The following is an 18,380-nucleotide window of genomic DNA, read 5'->3' as shown; positions in this document are numbered from 1 at the left end:
GCGGGAGGGCGCTGCTGGTGGCGGGGATGACCTCGGACGCCGGCAAGAGCGTGCTGGTGACGGGGCTGTGCCGGGCGGCGGCGCGGCGCGGGATCCGGGTGGCGCCGTACAAGGCGCAGAACATGAGCAACAACTCGATGGTGGTGCGCGGGCCCGGGGGAGAGCCGGGGGAGATCGGGCGGGCGCAGTGGGTGCAGGCGCTGGCCGCCCGGATCGAGCCGGAGGTGGCGATGAACCCGGTGCTGCTCAAGCCCGGCAGCGACCGACGCAGCCACGTGGTGCTCATGGGCCGTCCGGACGGCGAGGTGAGCTCGCGCGACTGGCACGACGGCCGGGCGCGGCTCGCGCGCGTGGCCCACGCGGCCTTCGACGACCTGCGTGCGCGGGTGGACCTCGTGATCGCCGAGGGCGCGGGCAGCCCGGCCGAGATCAACCTGCGTGCCACCGACTACGTCAACATGGGCCTGGCGCGCCACGGCGACGTGCCCACCGTGGTGGTGGGCGACATCGACCGCGGCGGCTGGTTCGCGGCCGCCTACGGCACCGTGATGCTGCTCGACGCGGCCGATCGGGCGCTGGTGAGGGGGTTCGTCGTCAACAAGTTCCGCGGCGACGTCGACCTCCTGCGCCCCGGCCTGGACGACCTCGCGACCCGCACGGGGCGACCGACCTTCGGCGTGCTGCCCTGGCACCCCGATCTCTGGCTCGACTCCGAGGACGCCCTCGACCTCGACGGGCGACGGGCGCCCGCCTCCTCCGGTGCCGCGCGGGTGGCGGTGGTGCGGCTGCCCCGCATCTCGAACTTCACCGACGTCGACGCACTCGGCCTCGAGCCGGGGCTCGACGTGCGCTTCGTCTCGGACCCCGCGCGACTGGCCGACGCCGACCTCGTCGTGCTGCCCGGCACCCGCGCCACGCTCGCCGACCTCGCCTGGCTGCGCGAGCGGGGACTCGACGAGGCCGTGCGCCGCCACGCCGCCGACGGACGCCCGGTGCTCGGCATCTGCGGCGGCTGCCAGATGCTCGGGCGCCGCATCGAGGACCCCGACGGGGTGGAGGGGCCGGCCGGGGCGGTGGTCGAGGGGCTCGGCCTGCTCGACCTGGTGACGCGCTTCGGGCCGGAGAAGCGGCTCGTCGTCCACGAGCCGGCGGGCTACGAGATCCACCACGGCCGCATCACCGGCGAGACGGAGTCCGGCGCGGTGAGCGGCACGATGGTGCACGGCGCCCTCGAGGACGACGCCACGCGGGCCGCCTTCCTGCAGCGCGCGCTCGGTGTCGCCTCGCGAGCGTCCTTCCCGGCTGCCCGCGAGGCACGCCTCGACCTGCTCGGCGATCTCGTGGAGACCCACCTCGACCTCGACGCGCTGCTGGAGCTCGCCCGATGAGGGTGCTGCTGCTCGGGGGCACCGGCGAGGCGCGGGAGCTCGCCGCGCTGCTGGTGGGGGCCGGGGTCGACGTGGTGTCGTCGCTGGCCGGGCGCGTGCGCGATCCGGCCCTGCCGGTCGGGCAGGTGCGCATCGGCGGCTTCGGGAGAGCCGAGGGGCTGCGGGCGTTCCTGGAGCAGGAAGCGGTGGTGGCGGTGGTGGACGCCACCCACCCGTTCGCTGCCCGCATCAGCGCGCACGCAGCCGCCGCCTGCGCGCAGGCCGGTGTGCCGCTGCTGCGACTGCAGCGTCCCGGCTGGGCAGATCGAGCGACGGCGTCGTGGATCTGGGTCGACACCCACGAGCAGGCGGCGATCGTGGCCGGCGAGCTGGGCGCCCGACCGTTCCTCAGCATCGGCCGCCAGCAGCTCGGGGTGTTCGTGCGCGTGCTCGGTGATCGCGACGAGCTCGACGTGGTGGCGCGCGTGGTCGACGAACCGGAGGTGCCGGTGCCGACTGCCTGGACCCTGCTGCGATCGCGCGGGCCCTACACCCTCGAGGGCGAGCGGGTGGTGCTGGCCGATCGCGACGTGCTGGTCACGAAGGACTCCGGCGGCGGGCTCACGGCGCCGAAGCTGGAGGCGGCCGCCGAGCGGGGGATGCCGGTGGTCGTCGTCCGCCGGCCCGCGGCGCCGCCCGGCGTCGTCCAGGTGGACGACGCGCGCGCGGCGCTCGCGTGGACGCTCAGCGCCCTCGGGGGCCCGTGATCCGCCGCGGCGGCGTCACTCGCCCGTCTCGGGATGGGGCTCGTGCGCGCGCTTGCCCTGGGTGCGGCGGTCCTCCTTCATCTCGGCCTCGAAGAGGTGCCGCTTGCCCTCGACGAGAGCCTCGCGGGCCTCGCGCTCGAGCTGCTTGAAGGTGGAGTAGTAGCCGTCGTCGTACTCCTCGACGATCTGGAAGGTCCAGCGGCCCTGCAGGACGTTGCGGCCCACGAGCTCACGCTCGAGCCGGTCGGCGAGCTCGGTGTGCCCGGCCTCGCGCAGCTGGTCGACGCCTTCGCCGAGCGTGAGGTCGGCGGTGCCGCTGAGGCGGTGGAAGGTGTAGAGGCCCCCGCGGGCGACCTCGACGGCCTCCAGCGCCTCGGAGATCTTGCCCAGCGCCTCGACCGTGGCGTCGTCCACGCCGGCGGGGCGGGTGTGGGCCTCGTCGACGCTCGGCGGTTGGCCGGTGCCGATGGTCTCCGTCTGCGTGCTCTGGTCGCCCTGCTGCTGGTCGTCGCTCACCTGCCCACGGTCTCCCGTCGTCGCCGCGGCATACCTGCGGCGGCGACGGGAGGTGGGCCGGTGAGGCCGGTGCTCAGGCCTGCGGAAGAGCGGCGAGGGCGGCGCGGACGGCGTCCTCGGCGGAGGTGGCGGGGCGCCCGATGAGGCCCTCGAGCACCGCGGGGTCGACCTGCAGCTCGCCACGGCCCAGGCCGCTGTCGGCCTCGGCCAGGGTGTGGGCGAGCTGGGCCGGCAGACCGGCCCCGAGCAGCACCTTCTCCAGCTCGGCCTCGGGCACGTCGACGTAGGCCACCGCGGTGCCGGTGACCTCGGTGACGACGGCGGCCAGCTGCTCGAGGGTGAGCGCGGCGCCACCGAGCTCGTAGGCCTCGGCGGGGGAGTCGAGCAGCAGGGCCGCGGCGGCGGCGTCGCCGTAGTCGGCGCGGGCGGCGGGGTTGTAGGAGGCCCCGCCCGTGGCGCCCAGGAGGGCGCCGTGCTCGAGCTGCACGGCGAGCTGGCCGGTGTGGTTCTCGAAGTACCAGCTGTTGCGCAGGAAGGTGTGCGGCAGCCCGGACTCGACGATGAGCTGCTCGGTCTCCTGGTGCTCGCCGGCCAGCAGCATGGTGGTGGTGCCGGCGTTGGCGATGCTGGTGTAGGCGAGCAGGTCGACGCCGGCGGCAGCGGCAGCCTCGATCACGGCGCGGTGCTGCGTCGTGCGCTGACCGAGCGCGTTCGACGACACCAGCAGCACCCGGTCGATGCCCTCGAGCGCGGCGCTGATGGAGGCGGGGTCGGTGTAGTCGAGGGCGCGCACCGTGACGCCGAGCTCCGCCAGACCGCCGGCGCCCTGGAGGCGGCTGGTGTCGCGGGCGGTGGCGACCACGTGCTCCGCGGGCACGCCCCGCTCCACGAGGGCGCGGACGGCGGCTTCGCCGAGACCGCCGGTGGTACCGGTGACGAGGTAGGTGGTGCTGCTCACGAGGTTGCTCCTGTCGCTGGGGTGTCGGCCGGGCGAGCCGGCCCGTCAGGGATGCCAACCGGCCCTCGTGGCAGGTACTTCCCCAGAGTTAGTACGCACTTCGAAGTAAGGTACTGACATGCAGGTGAGTGAGCGTCCCGCGACGGTGTTCCCCGACGTCTTCCCGGCGAACTGTCCGAGCCGGGTCCTGCTCGATCACGTCACGAGCAAGTGGGGCGTGCTCGTCATCGCCTCACTGTCGGAGGGCACGCTGCGCTGGAGCGAGCTGCGCCGGCGCGCCGAGGGCGTGAGCGAGAAGATGCTCGCCCAGACGCTGCGCACCCTGGAGGCCGACGGCCTGGTGCACCGCGAGCAGCACCCCGTGGTGCCTCCGCGGGTGGACTACTCGCTCACCCCTCTCGGCACCGAGCTCGCGGCGCTGCTGGTGCCGCTCATGCACTGGGTGTTCGAGAACTCCGGCGACTCCTGAGCGGGACGCCGGTCGCCCGGCCGCGGGTTACTGCGCGGTGGCAGTCGCCGGCTCGACGACGGTGCGTCGCGCCGCGGGCGAGTCGGCCTCGGCGAGGTGGGTAAGCGCGAGGAGCAGGTCGGCGGTGCGGGGGAGCACGAGGTTGAGCACCTCGGCCCCAGTGCCGATGAGCCCGTCGACGGTGATGGGGCGGTCCTCCAGCGCGCGCACCACGCGCTCGGCGCAGTGCTCGGCCGTCTCGCCGCGACCCTCGTAGGCGGCCGTCGGGCCGATCATCGGGGTCTGCACGATCGAGACGCGCATGGCGGTGCAGGTGACGTTGTCGAAGAACGCCTCGCGCCCGACGATGCGGCCGAAGACGTCGAGCGCGGACTTGGCCGCGATGTACGCGGCGAACTTGGGGGCCTTGATCTGGTTGCCCCAGGTGACGATGTTGACGATGTGCCCGAACCGCTGGGCGCGCATCGCCGGCAGCAGGCCCATGGTCAGGCGCACGGGGCCGAAGTAGTTGACGGCCATCATCCGCTCGAAGTCGTGGAAGCGGCCGTGGGTGAGCTCCAGCGAGCGGCGGATGGAGTGACCGGCGTTGTTGACGAGGTAGTCGACGGCGCCGTGCTCCTCCAGCACCCGGGCGACGAGGGCGTCGACCGCCTCGCCGTCGGTGAGGTCGAGCACGTGCGCCTCGGCGCTGCCACCCTCCTCGGTGCGGGCGCGCACGACCCGCGCGAGCGCGTCGGCCCGGCGCGCGACCAGCAGCACCCGCGCGCCGCGGCGCGCCGCCGCCTTGGCCGTGGCCTCGCCGATCCCCGAGCTGGCACCGGTGATCAGCACGGTGCGCCCCGCGAGGGGCGAGGGCGCGCCGGTGAGTCGGCGCACCACGCGGCCGGCGCGGGCGCGCGGGCCCTGGGTGAGCAGGGTCGGGACCGGAGTGCTGCGGAGCAGGGAGAGCGCGTTCATCGCGGCCATCCTCTCAGGCTCTCAGGCCCTCGCGACGTTGATGGCGGGTGAGTACCGGCATGAGGGACGCGACCACCGCGGCCAGGCCGGCGGCGGCCGTGTCGACGCGCAGCGCGAGGCGGCGCGCGCCGTGGAGGTCATCGAGCGCCGGAGCCGGTCCGTCGCCCAGGCGGGCCCGGTGCTCGACGCGGCCGCCGTAGTCGTTGGTGCCGCCGAGGCTCACCCCGAGGGCGCCGGCGAAGGCCGCCTCCACCGGACCGGCGTTCGGGCTCGGGTGGGCGGCGGCGTCGCGCCGCCACGTCCGCAGCGCGGCCCGCGGCCGCGGCCCGAGGACGACGGCCAGCGCGGCGCTGAGCCGGGCGCCCGGCAGGTTGGCGGCGTCGTCCAGTCGGGCGGCGGCCCAGCCGAAGCGCGCGTAGCGCGGGCTGCGGTGCCCGACCATCGCGTCGAGGGTGTTGACCGCGCGGTGCCCGAGCAGGCCCGGCACTCCGGCGAGCGCCCCCCACACGAGCGGGGCGACGACGGCGTCCGAGGTGTTCTCGGCCAGCGACTCCAGGGCCGCCCGCACGACCTCGCCCTCGCCGAGCTCGGCGGTGCCGCGACCCACGAGGTGGGTGAGGCGCTGCCGGGCGGCGGGGAGGTCGTCGTCCTCGAGGTGGGCGGCGACGGCGGCGACCTCGCGGTCGAGGGAGGTGCCGCCGAGCACGGTCCACGTGGCGGCGGCCGTGAGGGTGAGGTGCAGGGCCGGGCGCTCGCGGGACGCACGCTCGGCGGCTGCGCCGAGCACGATCGCCCCACCCACCAGCACCGCCGTGTGGACGACGCCCGGCGCGCGCGCGTCGCGCCACAGCCGGCGCTCCAGGGCACCGGCGAGGGTGCCGAAGCCGGCGACCGGGTGGAGACGTCGGGGATCGGCCAGCACCCGGTCCGCGAGCACTCCCAGCAGGAGGCCCGCGGCCCGGGTGCGGGCCGACGTGCCGTTCAGAGGCTCGCCGCCAGCTCGCGTCGCCGCAGGTCGCTCGCCACCCGGTCGTGCAGGCGGCCGACGAGGGCCACCAGCACGACACCGAGGCTCGCCCACAGCGCGGCGAGGGTGAGCAGCGAGCCGCGGCGGAACGACCACAGCACGCTGGCGGGGAAGTCGCCGAGCTCGTCGACCGTCGGCAGCAGGCCGGCGGCCACCCCCACGACCGTGAGGTATCCGAGGCCGGCGAGCGCGGCCGCCGTCCACGGCTCGACGCCACGCACGGTCGCGAGGTGGCGGGCGAGCACCACCGCGGCGATCATCGCGAGCACCGAGATCATCAGCATCGCGAAGTAGGCGGCCGTGCGACCGCCGATGGTGTCGCCGCTGCCGACCGCCGGGGGTGTGGCGGGGTACTTGGCGAACGGCACGAGGGCCACGGCGACGAAGCCCAGCAGGGCGACGAGCGCCGTGCTGCCCCGCGCGGACAGGCCGCCGAGGCGCCCGACGAGCGCCGCCGCCGCCAGGGCCGCCAGGCCGCCGAGGGCCGGGCCGATCACGATCGCGCCGGTGAGCAGGCCCCAGGTGCGCTGGACGTCGCGGGAGACCTCGACCATGCCGGGGCCGGCTGCCTGCTCGTCGGCCTGCGCGTCGGCAGCACCGTGGTCGTGGCCCTGGTCGTGGCCCTGGTCGTGGTCGTCGGCGGCCGCTCCGTGGGAGTGGCCCCCGGCGCCCTCGAGCGCGATCGCCCGGTCGACGCTGGGCTCGCCGAGGGCGAAGGCCACCACGAAGGTGACCAGGCCGGCGATGAGGCCTGCGGCGAGGCCGCGGACCAGGAAGGCGCCGGGGGTCAGGCGGGGCGGTGCGGGGCGTGCCGCGCTCGTCGTCGCCATCAGTGGCACGGGTAGCCGAGCAGGTGGCGGGCGTCGTGCACCCACTCGTGCACGGCGTTGCCGGCGGGCAGCGACACCGCGCCCTGGTCGGCGCTGACGAAGAAGATCGCGAGCATCGCGAGCAGGCCGAAGAACGCGACCCAGGCGCCGAGGGTCAGCAGCGGCACCGTGAGTGTGCGCGAGGTGAGGGGGCCGACGCGGCCGGCGGGGGTGAGGGGGGCGGATGCGGACATGGGTTCCTCCTGGGTGATGAGTGATGGGTGATGGTGATGGATGCGGGGTGCGGGAGCGGGGTGGTGCGGCGGGCTCAGGGAGCGGCGAGGGCGGCGCGGAGCGCGACGAGGAAGCGGTCGGTGACCTCCGGGGAGCGCACGGCGATGCGGATCCAGCTGTCGTCGAGGCCGGGGAAGGTGTCGGCGCGGCGCACGGCCACGCCCTGCTGGCGCAACCGGGCGTGCACGCCGCGGCCGGGTCGGGCGAGCACGAAGGAGGCGCACGAGGGGTGGGCGGGCACTCCGAGGTCGGCCAGCCCGCGCTCGAGGTGGGCGCGTCGCTCCTCGACGATGACCGCGCGCCGGTGGGCCTCGGCACGGGCGGTCGGCGTGCAGCACGCCTCGACCGCGGCGGCGGCGGTGGTGGCCACCGACCACGGCGTCTGCACCCGCCCCAGCTCGTGGACGACGCCCGCCGACCCGACCAGGTAGCCCGCCCGCACCCCGGGGATGCCCCAGTGCTTGGTGAGCGAGCGCAGCACCACGACGTCGCCGCCCGGGTCGAGGTCGTGCAGCAGGCCCGCCGGGGTGTCGGCGAGGGAGGCGGGTTCGCCGGGCACGGCGTCCATGAAGGCCTCGTCGACCACGAGCAGACGACCCGGCCGGCGCAGGGCCAGCAGGTCGGCGCGCGCGTGGAGCACGCCGGTGGGATTGGTCGGGTTGCCGACGACGACGAGGTCGGCGTCCTCGGGCACGGCCGCTCCGGCACCGAGCGTGAAGGGCGGGCGGAGCAGCACGGTGGTGACCCGGTGCCCGGCCGCCTCCAGCGCCGCGTGGGGCTCGGTGAACTGCGGGTGGATCACCGCCGGGCGGCGCCAGGCCCGCATCCGCGCGACCAGCGTGAACGCCTCGGCTGCTCCGGCGGTGAGGAGCACCTCCGCGACCGGGCGCCCGTGGTGGGCCGCCGCGGCGGCGCGGGCGCGGGTCGGGTCGGGGTAGGCGGCGAGGTGGTCGAGCGAGGCGCGCAGGGCGTCGTCGAGCCAGCGGGGTCGGGGGAGGTCGGCGTCGTCGATCACGTTGACGGCCAGGTCGAGCGTGGCGGCCCGAGCCTCGGTGTCGCCGTGGTGGCGCAGCGGGTCGGCGATCGTGGCGGACGTCGCGGTCGTGCTCATCGCGCGTGCACCGCCTCGGCGAAGCGGGCGGCCAGGTGCGGGTGCCCGGCCCAGTGGGTGTGCAGGTAGGAGGCGTGCAGCGTGGGGGAGGCGAAGCCGATCGGCTCGTCGTCCACGCACCAGGCGGGGGTGGGGCCGGCGCCGGGGCGCACGGCGGTGCGGTGGAACTCGTGGCCGCTCACCTGCTCGCCCGGGCGAGTGAGCAGCGTGGCTCCTGCGGCCCGCGCGATGGGGTAGCGCAGCGTGAGTCGCTCGGTCATCGCGGCGTCGGCGGCGAGCGCTCCGGCCATCGGTGCGCCGTCGAGCGAGCGGCACAGGTAGAGCAGGCCGGCGCACTCGGCCACCGTCGGCAGGCCGTCGCGCACGGCGGCTCCGACCTGCTCGCGCAGGGCGTGGTTGTCGGCCAGTGCCGTCGTGTGGACCTCGGGGAAGCCGCCGCCGAGGTAGAGCCCGGCGGTGCCGGCGGGAAGCGCGGTGTCGCGCAGCGGGTCGAAGCCGACCACCCGGCAGCCGGCCGCGGCGAGCAGTTCGGCGGTCTCGGCGTAGGCGAAGGTGAAGGCCGGACCGGCGGCCACCGCCACGACCGGTGCTCCCCGTCCCGGGGCCGGCACGGGCGGCGCCCAGGGGGCCGCCTCGAGCGGCGGCGCCGAGCGCGCGAGGGCGAGCACGGCGTCGAGGTCGACGTGCTCCTCGACGAGGTCGGCCAGCGCCGCGATCATCGCGTCGGCTTCGGCGTTCTCGGCGGCGGTGAGCAGGCCCAGGTGACGCGACGGGGTGGCGACCTCCGCGGAGCGTGGCACGACCCCCAGCACCGGCAGGTCGACGGCCGAGCGCACCTCGGCCACGTGCCGGGGCGATCCCGCCCGGTTGAGGACGACGCCCGCCACCCGCACGGCCGGGTCCCACGTGGCCAGCCCGTGCACGATCGCGCCGATCGTCCGCGTGGAGCGGGCGATGTCGACCACCAGCACCACCGGGCTGCTCGTCAGCGCGGCCACGTGGGCGGTGGAGGCGAAGCCGCCGGTGCCGACGCGGCCGTCGAAGAGGCCCATCACCCCCTCGACGACCGCGACGTCGGCGGGGCTCGGGGTGCGGGCGCCGTGCAGCAGCAGCGGCACCACGCGCTCCGGTGCGACGAGGTGGGGGTCGAGGTTGCGACCCGGGCGGCCGCACGCGAGGGCGTGGTAGCCGGGGTCGATGTAGTCGGGTCCGACCTTGTGGCCGCTCACCGCCGACCCGCGACGGCGCAGAGCGGCCATGAGGCCCGTGGCGATCGTGGTCTTGCCCTGGCCGGTGGCCGGAGCGGCCACGACGACTCGGGGCAGGGGCAGCGGCAGGGGCGGGTGCAGGTCGCTCACCACTCGATGCCTCGCTGACCCTTCTGGCCGACGTCCATCGGGTGCTTGACCTTGTGCATGTCGGTGACGAGGTCGGCGACCTCGACGAGCTGCGGTGCGGCGCGGCGCCCGGTCACCACCACGTGCTGGCGGCCGGGGCGCTCGCGCAGGGTGGCGGCGACGTCGTCGGCGTCGACCCAGCCCCAGGCGAGGGGATAGGTGAACTCGTCGAGCACGTAGAGGTCGTGGCGCTGCTCGGCGAGCGCCCGCTTGATCTCGGCCCACCCCTCGGCGGCGGCCGCGGCGTGGTCGGCCTCGGTGCCCTCCTTGCGCGACCACGACCAGCCGGCGCCCATCTTGTGCCAGGCCACCGGCCCGCCCTCACCGGTCTCCTCGTGCAGCCGGCCGAGGCGCTCGAGCACGGTCTGCTCCCCGATGCGCCACTTGGCGGACTTCACGAACTGGAACACCCCGACGCTCCAGCCCTGGTTCCACCCGCGGATCGCGAGACCGAAGGCGGCGGTCGACTTGCCCTTGCCGTCGCCGGTGTGGAGCAGGACGAGCGGGCGGTTGCGCCGCTGGCGCGTGGTGAGGCCGTCGTCCGGGACGACGAGGGGGCGCCCCTCAGGCATCGTGCACCTCCTGCCCGGCCCGCACGCCCCATCGCCCGAGGTGCACGGCCTCGGTGAGCGGACGACGACCGCGCCACCCGTGGCGCTCGAGGTCGGGCACGTCCTGCAGGTGGGTGACCGAGCCCAGGCACAGCCACGCGATCGGGCGCACGTCGGCAGGGATGGCGAGCAGGTCGCGCAGGAACGGCTCCTCGTAGAACGACACCCAGCCCACGCCGAGGCCCTCGGCGGTGGCGGCCAGCCAGAGGTTCTGCACGGCGAGCACCGTGGAGAACAGGCCGGCGTCGGCGACGGTGTGGCGCCCCAGCACGTGCGGTCCGCCGCGCTGCTGGCTGTGCGTGACGACGATGCCGACCGACGACTCGCGCACGCCCTCGATGCGGATCGGCTCGAAGCGCGTCCGCCGCTCGGGCGGCAGGGTGGCGGCGAACGCGGCGCGCTGCTCGGCGACGTGGGCCGCGAACGCCGCGCGGGTCGCGGCGTCGCGCACCACGACGAAGTCCCACGGCTGGCTCATGCCCACGCTCGGGGCGCGGTGGGCGGCGCCGAGCACACGGGCCAGCACCGCGTCGTCCAGGGGGCGACCGTCGAACTCGGCGCGGACGTCGCGGCGGCGGGCGATCACGTCGTAGACCGCGTCGCGGGCGGCCAGGTCGCAGGCGGCGTTCATGCGGCCCTGCCCGGCCGACGGGCGACGTCGAGGAGCGCCTGCGCGTCGACCTCGCCGAGCGGCAGGTGCTCGGCGCCGAGGTGGACGGCGAGCCGCGCGGCGAGACCGAGCCGCATCGGGCCGGCCTCGCAGTCGACGACGACGCTGCTGGTGCCGTCGGCGGCCAGGTGCTCGGCGGCGGACTGCGAGCGGGCGATCGCGTCGGGGCCGGCGGTGGCGCGACCGTCGGTGACGACCACGAGCAGCGCGCGGCGGCGCGGGTCCCGCAGCCGCTCGACGGCCAGCACCCGTCGGGCCTCGAGCAGGCCCTCGGCGAGCGGGGTGCGGCCGCCGGCGGGCAGCTCGTCGAGGCGTGCGGCGGCGACGTCGACGGAGTGGGTGGGCGGCAGCGCCAGGCGCGCCTCGGCGCCCCCGAAGCTGATCATCCCGACCTTGTCGCGACGCTGGTAGGCGTCGAGCAGCAGGCTGAGCACGGCGGTCTTCACCTGCTCCATGCGACGGCGCGCGGCCATCGACCCGGAGGCGTCGACGCAGAACAGCACGAGGTTGGTCTCGCGGCCCTCCCGCACGGCCCGACGCAGATCGCTGCCGCGCAGCACCAGGGGGCTGCCGACGACGCGGCCACGCGCCTGCTGGTGCGGCGCCGCGGCCCGGATCGTCTCCACCAGGTGCAGACCGCCGCCCTCCTCGACCCCGCTCCCCGGCGCGGCGGCGCCCACGCGTCGTCCGTTGGAGGTGCGGGCGCGGCTGCGACGCCCCGCGCTGCCGGCGCCCAGGCCCCGCGCGGTGAGGGTGCGGGCGCGGAACGGGGTGCCGGCGGAGGCGAGCGGTGCTCCCGAGGGACCGCCTGCTGCGCTGTCGGTGGACCCCGGCTGGTCGGCGGCCGTCGTCTCGGCGCCCGAGGCCGCCGGCGACTCGGCGGGTGATGGAGCCGGTGCTGGGGCGGGCTCGTCCGCGGAGGAGTCGGCGCCGCCCGAGTCCGGCGCCGACCGATCGGGGGTGGGGTCGGCATCGCGGGGTGAGGTCTCTCCGCCGTCGCCGCCGCCTGCAGGCCCAGGCTCGGGCGGCTGGGGCGGCTCGGGCGGCAGGTCGTCGCCGAGCACCTCGTCGAGGAGCTGCTCGTCGAGGCCGGGGGCGTCGAAGGGCTGGCGGCGCCGACGGTGCGGCAGCGCCAGGCGGGCGGCGACGCGGATGTCGTCGGTGCCCACCTCGTCGCGGCCGCACCAGGCCGCGTGGGCCACGGCGGTGCGCGCGGTGACGATGTCGGCGCGCAGGCCGTCGACGTCGAAGGCGGCGCACACCTCGGCCACCTTGGCGAGGGCGGCATCGCTCAGGCGCACCGAGGCGAGGTGCTCGCGGGCGGTCACGATGCGGGAGCGCAGGGCCTCCTCCGACGGCGCGTAGCGCGCGGCGAAGGCGGCGGGGTCGGCGTCGAAGGCCATCCGCCGGCGCACCACCTCCGCGCGCAGTGCCACCTCGCGGGGTGCGGCGACCTCGACGGTGAGGCCGAAGCGGTCGAGCAGCTGCGGGCGCAGCTCGCCCTCCTCGGGGTTCATGGTGCCGACGAGCACGAAGCGGGCGGCGTGCTCGACCGACACCCCGTCGCGCTCCACGGTGGCGCGACCGGTGGCGGCGGCGTCGAGCAGCAGGTCGACCAGGTGGTCGTGCAGCAGGTTGACCTCGTCGACGTAGAGCAGTCCACGGTGGGCCTTGGCGAGCAGCCCGGGCTCGTACTCGGCGCGGCCCTCGCTGAGCGCGCGCTCGAGGTGCAGGGAGCCCAGCACCCGGTCCTCCGTGGCGCCGACCGGCAGCTCGACCAGCCGCACCGGCCGCGTCTCGACCCCGGCGTCGGCCGGGAAGGGGGCGTCGGGGGAGAGCGGCGAGGCCTCGCGCGGATCGCTCGAGAAGCGGTCGCCGGCCACCACGTCGATCGGCGGCAGCACGGCGGCGAGCGCTCGCACGACCGTCGACTTCGCGGTGCCCTTCTCGCCGCGCACCAGCACGCCACCGACCTCCGGCGAGATCGCGTTGAGCAGCAGGGCGAGGGCCATCGGATCGGGGGCGTCGGGGTCGTCGGCTCCGACGACGGCGGTGAACGGGAAGTGGTGGCTCATCGGGCGGAGTCCTTCCGCAGCGTGGCCTCGCGGCGCACGCGCTCGGGGGAGTAGAGGTAGGAGGAGGCCTCGGACGCCGAGGCGAGGGCGGGGCCGACGAGGATCACCGCGGCCTGGCGCAGGCCGGCCTCCTCCACCGCGTCGGCGATGGTGGCGAGGGTGCCGCGCAGCACGAGCTCGCCCGGCTGGCTGGCCCGGTGGACGACGAGTGCCGGGCAGGTCGCCCCGTAGTGCTCGGCGAGCTCGGCGGCGAGCGTGCGGGTGCGGGTGATCGCCAGGTGCAGCGCGAGGGTCGCGCCGGTGGCGGCGAAGGCTGCCAGCGACTCGCCGTCCGGCATGGCGCTCGAGCGCGCCTGGGTGCGGGTGAGCACCACGGACTGCGTGACGAGCGGCACCGTGAGCTCGCGCCCCACCAGTGCCGCGGCCGCTGCGTAGGCGGGAACGCCGGGCGTGACGTTCCACGGCACGCCCTCGGCGTCGAGGCGGCGGCCCTGCTCGTGCAGCGCGGAGTACAGCGAGGGATCCCCGGAGCAGAGCCGCACCACCGACCGACCGGCCCGGTGGGCCTCGACGATGGCCGTGACGATGGCGTCGAGGTCGAGGTGCTGGGTGTCGACCAGGCGGGCATCCTCGCGACAGTGTCCGAGCACGGCCGCGTCGAGGTAGGTGCCCGGGTAGAGCACCACGTCGGCCGCGGCGAGCAGGTCGACGGCGCGCAGGGTGAGCAGGTCGGCGGCGCCCGGCCCGGCGCCGACGAACGCCACGGGTGCGGCGCTCATCGAGCGTCCCCGTCACAGGCGGCGCGCGCCGTCCACGACCACGACACGACGGCCCGAGCCGGCGTCCACCCGGTGAAGCGGCCGCCGATCGGCGCCGCCTGCTCCACCGAGATGCGGGTGAGCTCGCCGCCGAGCCGCTCGTGGGCCTCGAGCAGCAGCGCCTCGGTCTGGTGCGTCACCCCGTGGACGACGAGCCGCCCGCCGTCGCGCAGCGCCGCCCGGCAGGCGGCGAGCACGCCGTCCTCGCTCGCGCCGCCGCCGATGAACACCGCGTCGGGCTCGGGCAGTCCGGCCAGCGCCGCGGGTGCCCGCCCCTCGACGACCTGCAGGCGCGGCACCCCGAGGTCGCGGGCGTTGCGGGCGATGCGGGCGGCACGGTCGGGGTCGGACTCGATCGCGATCGCCTCGGTGGTCGGGTGGGCACGCAGCCACTCGATGCCGACCGAGCCGGCGCCGGCGCCGACGTCCCACAGCAGGTGGCCCGGGCGCGGTGCCAGCCGGGCGAGAGCGCCGGCGCGCACGTCGCGGCGGCTGAGCTGGCCGTCGCTCTCGAAGGCGTGGTCGGGCAGCCCCGGAGCCCAGGACGTGTGGTCGGCGTCGGCGCCGGCCACCTCGAGGGCGAGCACGTGGAGGCGGGGCAGCGCGCGGCGCTCCTCGGGGTCGAGGCAGAGCAGGTCCACCGCCGCGGTGTCCATCCGCGACTCCTCCGGTGCGCCGAGGTCGCCGAGCACGACCATGCGGGTCGGGGCGTGGCCGGCGTCGACGAGCAGGCGTGCGACGGCGGTGGGCGTGCGCTCGTCGGCGCTGAGTACCAGCAGCCGGCGTCCTCGGGCCAGGTGGCGGCGCAGCCCGGCGACGTCGCGACCGACGAGGGTCACGACCTCGCTCTCCTCGGCCGACCACCCCATCCGGGCGCGGGCCAGGCTCACCGACGACACCGCGGGCAGCACCTCGACCGCGTCGCTCCCGAGCAGGCGCACGAGTGTCGTGCCGACGCCGGAGACGAGCGGGTCACCCGAGGCGAGGACGACGACCCGCCCGCGCGCGCGGGCGTCGTCCACGACGCGGGGCAGGGTCGTGAGGGGGCGCGGCCAGCTGTGTCGCTCCTGGCCGGCGCGCGGCGGCACGAGCGCGAGGTGGCGCTCACCGCCGAGCAGCACGTCGGCCCGCTCGATGCGCTCGCGGCCGCAGGCGCCGACGCTCGCGAGACCGTCGGCGCCGATCCCGACGACCGTGACGGGCGCGCTCATCGCACCCACCGCGGCGTCCACACCGAGCCGTTGGCCTCCACGCGCGTGGAGGAGGCGCCCACGAGCAGCAGGCACTTCATGTCGACGCTGTCGGCGTCGAGGTCGCCGAGGGTCGTGGTGGTGAGCGACTCCTCGGCCCGCCCGACGTCGCGCCCGACGACGACCACGGTGTCGGCGCTGCGGTGCTCGAGCAGGATCCGCCGGGCCTGGGCCACCTGGTCGCGGCGCGACCGCGAGGCCGGGTTGTACATGGCGAGCACGAGGTCGGCCTCGGCGACGGCGCGCAGCCGTCGCGTCACGACCTCCCACGGCTTGAGGCGGTCCGAGAGGCTCATCACCGCGAAGTCGGCGCCGATGGGCGCGCCCGCCCGGGCCGCGACCGCCTGCACCGCGCTCACGCCGGGCAGCACCCGCACCGGCACGTCGGCGTACGCGGGCCGGGCGGTGTCGGCGGCGGCCTCGTAGACCGCCGCGGCCATCCCGAACACGCCGGCATCGCCGCCGGAGACGACGGCCACCCGCTCGCCGCGCAGCGCGAGGTCGAGGGCGGCGCGGGCGCGATCGAGCTCGACGGTGTTGCCCGAGGCGTGGCGCTGCAGCCCGGTGCGCTGCGGCACACGGGCCACGTAGGGCGCGTAGCCGACGACGTGGTCGACCTCGGTCAGCGCCTGCGCGGCCTCGGGGGTGAGCCACCCGTCGGGGCCGGGGCCGAGCCCGACCACCAGCAGCTCGGCGGCACCGCCCGAGGCGGGTGCGTCGTCCTCGACGCGGGCGCGGGGGGCGTCGCACGCCGTCGCGCGGCCGACCCTCAGCCGCTCCGCCGTGGCCGGGCGCGCGGTGTCGCCGGGCACGACCACGATCGAGAAGTACGGCACCGTGGCGGGGTCGACCTCGGCCACGGGCAGCCAGCGCTCGGCCTCCTGCGACGCGCGCTCGACGTACCAGGCGCCGTCGAGTCGCCCGGCCTGCTCGAGGGCGGAGCGCACCGCGGCGAAGGTGCGGCCGAGCTTCATGATCACCGCGCCGTCGGTGTCGGCCAGGCGTCGCGCGAGCTCGGGCTCGGGCAGGGTGCCGGGCAGCACGGTGAGCACGTCGTCCTGGCGGACGAGGGGAGCGGGGATCGTGGCCGTGGCGGCAGCGAACGCCGGCACCCCCGGCACGACCTCCACGGGGAACCGGTCGCGGAAGCGGTCGAGCAGGTACATCGACGAGCCGTAGAAGAGCGGGTCGCCCTCGGCGAGCAGGACGACGTCGCGCCGTGCCTCGAGGTGGGTCGCCAGCCGCTCCTCGCAGCGGTCGTAGAAGTCGGCGAGGGCGCCGACGTAGCCGCCCGGGTGGTCCGTGGTGCCGGTGGTGACGGGGTAGCGCAGCTCCTCCTCGACCGCGTCGGCCGGGATGAGGTGGGCGGCGATGCGGCGGGCGTGCGAGCTGCTGCGCACACCCGCGTGGAAGGCCACCACGTCGGCGGCTGCGATGAGGCGCTCGGCCTTGCGGGTGATGAGCTCGGGGTCGCCGGGGCCGATGCCGACGACGCGGAGACGGCCGCTCACTCCTCCTCCTGGGCGAGGGCGTTGATGGCCGAGGAGGTCATCGCCGACCCGCCGCGACGCCCGCGCACGGTGACGAACGGGATGTCGATGCCGTGCTCGACGGCGAGGTCGGCCAGCGCCTGCTTCGACTCGGCCGCACCGATGAAGCCCACCGGGCAGCCGACGATCGCGGCCGGTCGCGGTGCGCCGTCCAGCAGCATCTCGAGCAGGTGGAACAGGGCGGTGGGCGCGTTGCCGATGGCCACCACGGCACCGTCCAGGTGGGGCTCCCAGAGCGAGACCGCGGCCGCGCTGCGCGTGGTGCCCCAGCGCCGTGCCAGCTCGGGCGTGCGCTCGTCGGTGAGGAAGCAGTGCACCGCGTTGTCGGCCGGCAGCCGCCCGGCGGTGATGCCCATCGCCACCATGCGCGCGTCGCAGAGGATGGGCGCCCCCGCGGCCAGCGCGGCCCGCGCAGCGGGCGCGAGGCGCGGGTGGATCACGAGATCGTCGACGAGGTCGGTCTGCCCGGTGCCGTGGATCATCCGCACCGCCAGCTTCTCGGCGTCGGCCGGCACCCGCGCCAGGTCGGCCTCGCGGCGGATGGTGGCGAAGGAGTCGACGTAGATCGCGGGGCCGTCGTCGATGTAGTCGAAGCGGCGCCGGGGACGCCTCAGGTGGGTGGGTGGGGTGAGCAGCTCGGTCATGCGGGGTCTCCCGAGGTGAGGGGGGCGGGGGCAGGTGCCGGGGAGTGGTCGGGAGCGAGCGTGAGGACGCCGCGCCACGGGGTGATCACGACCTCGCCCGCGCCCAGGCGGTCGGGGCCGGAGTCGGGGCCGGAGGCGAGGTCGCCCGCGGCCCAGGCGCGCACCTCGTCGCGACCGAAGCCCGACTCGCCGACCGGGTGGTGGTGGCCGAGCGTGCGTCCGTCGGCCTCCCCGAGGCAGACCGGTCCGTGGGGAAGCGGAGGCGTGGCCACCTCGGCGCCGGGCTCGGCCGGACGCACGGGTGCGAGGTCGGCCGCCCCGCCCGGCAGTTCGGCGACGTGCCAGGCCGCACCGACGCCCGGTCCGCGGGTCTGCAGGAAGCGGCGGGCGAGGCCGAGCAGCGTCGCCGCGGCCTCCTCGGGCTCGTCCACGGGGACGACGGAGCTCCACGCCTCGCCCACGCGCAGCTGCGCCCGGTGGGCGTCGAGCGCCACCAGGCCGAGGTCGACCCGGGCCCGCTCCTCGCCGCCGATCACGTCGCCGCGGCCGTCGTCCAGCACGAGGAGGAAGCGCCCGGGCAGGTCGGCGAACCCGGGGTCGGCGAGGAGGCCGGCGTCCACCGCGGCGAGCAGGGGGCGCAGGTCGGCGCGACCGCCGGCACGGCCGGTCAGCGGCGACAGCAGCACGTTGCGGGCGCGGTCGTGGGCGCGCGACGGCAGCAGGCCGGTGGCCTCGATCGCGGTCAGCGCCGCGTCGTCCAGCAGGTCGCGGCCGGTGCTCGCGAGGGGCAGGCCGCGCAGCTGCAGGTTGGCGCGTCCGGTCACGTGCACCCGGCCGTCGCCGAAGCGCTCGGCCACCTCGACGAGGGCGGCGAGGTGGGCGAGGGTGAGCCGACCGCCCGGCAGGCGGCCGCCGGGCAGCCGCAGCCGCACGAGCGCGCCGTCCTCGGCGGGCCAGGGCCGCACGACGCCCGGGCAGCGGTCGCGGCGGGTGCGGGCAGCCGTGCTGCGGGCAGCTGTGCTGCGGGCGGGGATGCCGGGGGCAGGGCACGGCGGGTGCCCGAACTCCACGCTCATGCGTCGAGACGTCC

The 18,380-nt window shown here is 76.4% G+C and carries 19 protein-coding genes; 3 read left to right on the top strand and 16 right to left on the bottom strand.

Going from position 1 to position 18,380, the window contains the following annotated elements:
- Window positions 1-11: 11 nt before the first annotated feature.
- Both ACERUN_RS10450 and ACERUN_RS10445 read left to right on the top strand, forming a co-directional pair.
- Window positions 12-1,388 (top strand): cobyric acid synthase, encoded by a 1,377-nt coding sequence (locus ACERUN_RS10450; protein WP_370289966.1) that lies wholly within the window; start codon window positions 12-14, stop codon window positions 1,386-1,388.
- Window positions 1,385-2,134, top strand: coding sequence for a cobalt-precorrin-6A reductase (locus tag ACERUN_RS10445; RefSeq protein ID WP_370289860.1), 750 nt, complete (start codon window positions 1,385-1,387; stop codon window positions 2,132-2,134). Before ACERUN_RS10450 ends, ACERUN_RS10445 begins: the two co-directional genes overlap by 4 nt.
- Before the next feature lie 15 nt (window positions 2,135-2,149).
- Here the strand turns inward: ACERUN_RS10445 and ACERUN_RS10440 are convergent, their stop codons facing one another.
- Together ACERUN_RS10440 and ACERUN_RS10435 are read right to left on the bottom strand one after the other, a co-directional pair.
- Complete coding sequence (locus tag ACERUN_RS10440; protein ID WP_370289859.1) at window positions 2,150-2,650, bottom strand: hypothetical protein; 501 nt, start codon at window positions 2,648-2,650, stop codon at window positions 2,150-2,152.
- Between the two features lie 73 nt (window positions 2,651-2,723).
- Window positions 2,724-3,608 carry an NmrA family NAD(P)-binding protein gene (locus ACERUN_RS10435; RefSeq protein WP_370289858.1) on the bottom strand — a complete coding sequence of 295 codons (885 nt, stop codon included), beginning with the start codon at window positions 3,606-3,608 and terminating at the stop codon, window positions 2,724-2,726.
- Window positions 3,609-3,732: 124 nt separating this feature from the next.
- Here ACERUN_RS10435 and ACERUN_RS10430 point away from each other — a divergent pair, with 124 nt between their 5' ends.
- Entirely contained in the window at window positions 3,733-4,077 is a 345-nt protein-coding gene (locus tag ACERUN_RS10430) for a winged helix-turn-helix transcriptional regulator (protein WP_370289857.1), read from the top strand.
- Between the two features lie 27 nt (window positions 4,078-4,104).
- Here ACERUN_RS10430 and ACERUN_RS10425 read toward each other — a convergent pair whose 3' ends face one another.
- From ACERUN_RS10425 to ACERUN_RS10360, 14 genes are all read right to left on the bottom strand, one after another.
- On the bottom strand, window positions 4,105-5,034 hold the full coding sequence (locus tag ACERUN_RS10425; RefSeq protein WP_370289856.1) for an SDR family NAD(P)-dependent oxidoreductase: 930 nt from the start codon (window positions 5,032-5,034) through the stop codon (window positions 4,105-4,107).
- A gap of 13 nt (window positions 5,035-5,047) precedes the next feature.
- Window positions 5,048-6,019, bottom strand: coding sequence for a cobalamin biosynthesis protein (locus ACERUN_RS10420; RefSeq protein ID WP_370289964.1), 972 nt, complete (start codon window positions 6,017-6,019; stop codon window positions 5,048-5,050).
- Window positions 6,016-6,891 (bottom strand): CbtA family protein, encoded by an 876-nt coding sequence (locus ACERUN_RS10415; protein WP_370289855.1) that lies wholly within the window; start codon window positions 6,889-6,891, stop codon window positions 6,016-6,018. The genes ACERUN_RS10420 and ACERUN_RS10415 overlap by 4 nt, the downstream gene beginning before the upstream one ends.
- Entirely contained in the window at window positions 6,891-7,124 is a 234-nt protein-coding gene (locus tag ACERUN_RS10410) for a CbtB-domain containing protein (protein ID WP_370289854.1), read from the bottom strand. Before ACERUN_RS10410 ends, ACERUN_RS10415 begins: the two co-directional genes overlap by 1 nt.
- 74 nt (window positions 7,125-7,198) lie before the next feature.
- Complete coding sequence (cobC, locus tag ACERUN_RS10405) at window positions 7,199-8,275, bottom strand: Rv2231c family pyridoxal phosphate-dependent protein CobC (protein WP_370289853.1); 1,077 nt, start codon at window positions 8,273-8,275, stop codon at window positions 7,199-7,201.
- Window positions 8,272-9,633 carry a cobyrinate a,c-diamide synthase gene (locus ACERUN_RS10400; protein WP_370289852.1) on the bottom strand — a complete coding sequence of 454 codons (1,362 nt, stop codon included), beginning with the start codon at window positions 9,631-9,633 and terminating at the stop codon, window positions 8,272-8,274. Before ACERUN_RS10400 ends, cobC begins: the two co-directional genes overlap by 4 nt.
- Window positions 9,630-10,244, bottom strand: coding sequence for a cob(I)yrinic acid a,c-diamide adenosyltransferase (gene cobO, locus ACERUN_RS10395; protein WP_370289851.1), 615 nt, complete (start codon window positions 10,242-10,244; stop codon window positions 9,630-9,632). Before cobO ends, ACERUN_RS10400 begins: the two co-directional genes overlap by 4 nt.
- A complete protein-coding gene (bluB, locus tag ACERUN_RS10390; protein WP_370289850.1) occupies window positions 10,237-10,914 on the bottom strand; it encodes a 5,6-dimethylbenzimidazole synthase in 678 nt (225 codons plus the stop codon). The genes cobO and bluB overlap by 8 nt, the downstream gene beginning before the upstream one ends.
- Window positions 10,911-13,028, bottom strand: coding sequence for a VWA domain-containing protein (locus tag ACERUN_RS10385; protein WP_370289849.1), 2,118 nt, complete (start codon window positions 13,026-13,028; stop codon window positions 10,911-10,913). Before ACERUN_RS10385 ends, bluB begins: the two co-directional genes overlap by 4 nt.
- Window positions 13,025-13,807 carry a cobalt-precorrin-4/precorrin-4 C(11)-methyltransferase gene (locus ACERUN_RS10380; protein ID WP_370289848.1) on the bottom strand — a complete coding sequence of 261 codons (783 nt, stop codon included), beginning with the start codon at window positions 13,805-13,807 and terminating at the stop codon, window positions 13,025-13,027. The genes ACERUN_RS10385 and ACERUN_RS10380 overlap by 4 nt, the downstream gene beginning before the upstream one ends.
- Window positions 13,804-15,057: a precorrin-6y C5,15-methyltransferase (decarboxylating) subunit CbiE gene (gene cbiE, locus ACERUN_RS10375; RefSeq protein ID WP_370289847.1), complete on the bottom strand. Its 1,254-nt coding sequence runs from the start codon at window positions 15,055-15,057 to the stop codon at window positions 13,804-13,806. The genes ACERUN_RS10380 and cbiE overlap by 4 nt, the downstream gene beginning before the upstream one ends.
- Window positions 15,054-16,607: a precorrin-3B C(17)-methyltransferase gene (gene cobJ / locus ACERUN_RS10370; protein WP_370289846.1), complete on the bottom strand. Its 1,554-nt coding sequence runs from the start codon at window positions 16,605-16,607 to the stop codon at window positions 15,054-15,056. The genes cbiE and cobJ overlap by 4 nt, the downstream gene beginning before the upstream one ends.
- Window positions 16,604-17,290: a precorrin-8X methylmutase gene (locus tag ACERUN_RS10365; protein ID WP_370289845.1), complete on the bottom strand. Its 687-nt coding sequence runs from the start codon at window positions 17,288-17,290 to the stop codon at window positions 16,604-16,606. Before ACERUN_RS10365 ends, cobJ begins: the two co-directional genes overlap by 4 nt.
- Entirely contained in the window at window positions 17,287-18,366 is a 1,080-nt protein-coding gene (locus tag ACERUN_RS10360; RefSeq protein ID WP_370289844.1) for a nitrite reductase, read from the bottom strand. Before ACERUN_RS10360 ends, ACERUN_RS10365 begins: the two co-directional genes overlap by 4 nt.
- Window positions 18,367-18,380 lie beyond the last annotated feature (14 nt).

Source organism: Nocardioides sp. (assembly GCF_964229035.1).
Classification (GTDB): Bacteria; Actinomycetota; Actinomycetes; order Propionibacteriales; family Nocardioidaceae; genus Nocardioides.
This window is presented reverse-complemented; position numbering and strand designations above follow the sequence as displayed.

Excerpts from the sequence above, each read along its gene's own strand:
- ACERUN_RS10445 (WP_370289860.1), top strand. The coding sequence starts at position 1,385 with ATGAGGGTGCTGCTGCTCGGGGGCACCGGCGAGGCGCGGGAGCTCGCC.
- ACERUN_RS10425 (WP_370289856.1), bottom strand. The coding sequence starts at position 5,034 with ATGAACGCGCTCTCCCTGCTCCGCAGCACTCCGGTCCCGACCCTGCTC.
- ACERUN_RS10415 (WP_370289855.1), bottom strand. The coding sequence starts at position 6,891 with ATGGCGACGACGAGCGCGGCACGCCCCGCACCGCCCCGCCTGACCCCC.
- ACERUN_RS10410 (WP_370289854.1), bottom strand. The coding sequence starts at position 7,124 with ATGTCCGCATCCGCCCCCCTCACCCCCGCCGGCCGCGTCGGCCCCCTC.
- cobC (WP_370289853.1), bottom strand. The coding sequence starts at position 8,275 with ATGAGCACGACCGCGACGTCCGCCACGATCGCCGACCCGCTGCGCCAC.
- cobO (WP_370289851.1), bottom strand. The coding sequence starts at position 10,244 with ATGCCTGAGGGGCGCCCCCTCGTCGTCCCGGACGACGGCCTCACCACG.
- bluB (WP_370289850.1), bottom strand. The coding sequence starts at position 10,914 with ATGAACGCCGCCTGCGACCTGGCCGCCCGCGACGCGGTCTACGACGTG.
- ACERUN_RS10385 (WP_370289849.1), bottom strand. The coding sequence starts at position 13,028 with ATGAGCCACCACTTCCCGTTCACCGCCGTCGTCGGAGCCGACGACCCC.
- ACERUN_RS10380 (WP_370289848.1), bottom strand. The coding sequence starts at position 13,807 with ATGAGCGCCGCACCCGTGGCGTTCGTCGGCGCCGGGCCGGGCGCCGCC.
- cbiE (WP_370289847.1), bottom strand. The coding sequence starts at position 15,057 with ATGAGCGCGCCCGTCACGGTCGTCGGGATCGGCGCCGACGGTCTCGCG.
- ACERUN_RS10365 (WP_370289845.1), bottom strand. The coding sequence starts at position 17,290 with ATGACCGAGCTGCTCACCCCACCCACCCACCTGAGGCGTCCCCGGCGC.
- ACERUN_RS10360 (WP_370289844.1), bottom strand. The coding sequence starts at position 18,366 with ATGAGCGTGGAGTTCGGGCACCCGCCGTGCCCTGCCCCCGGCATCCCC.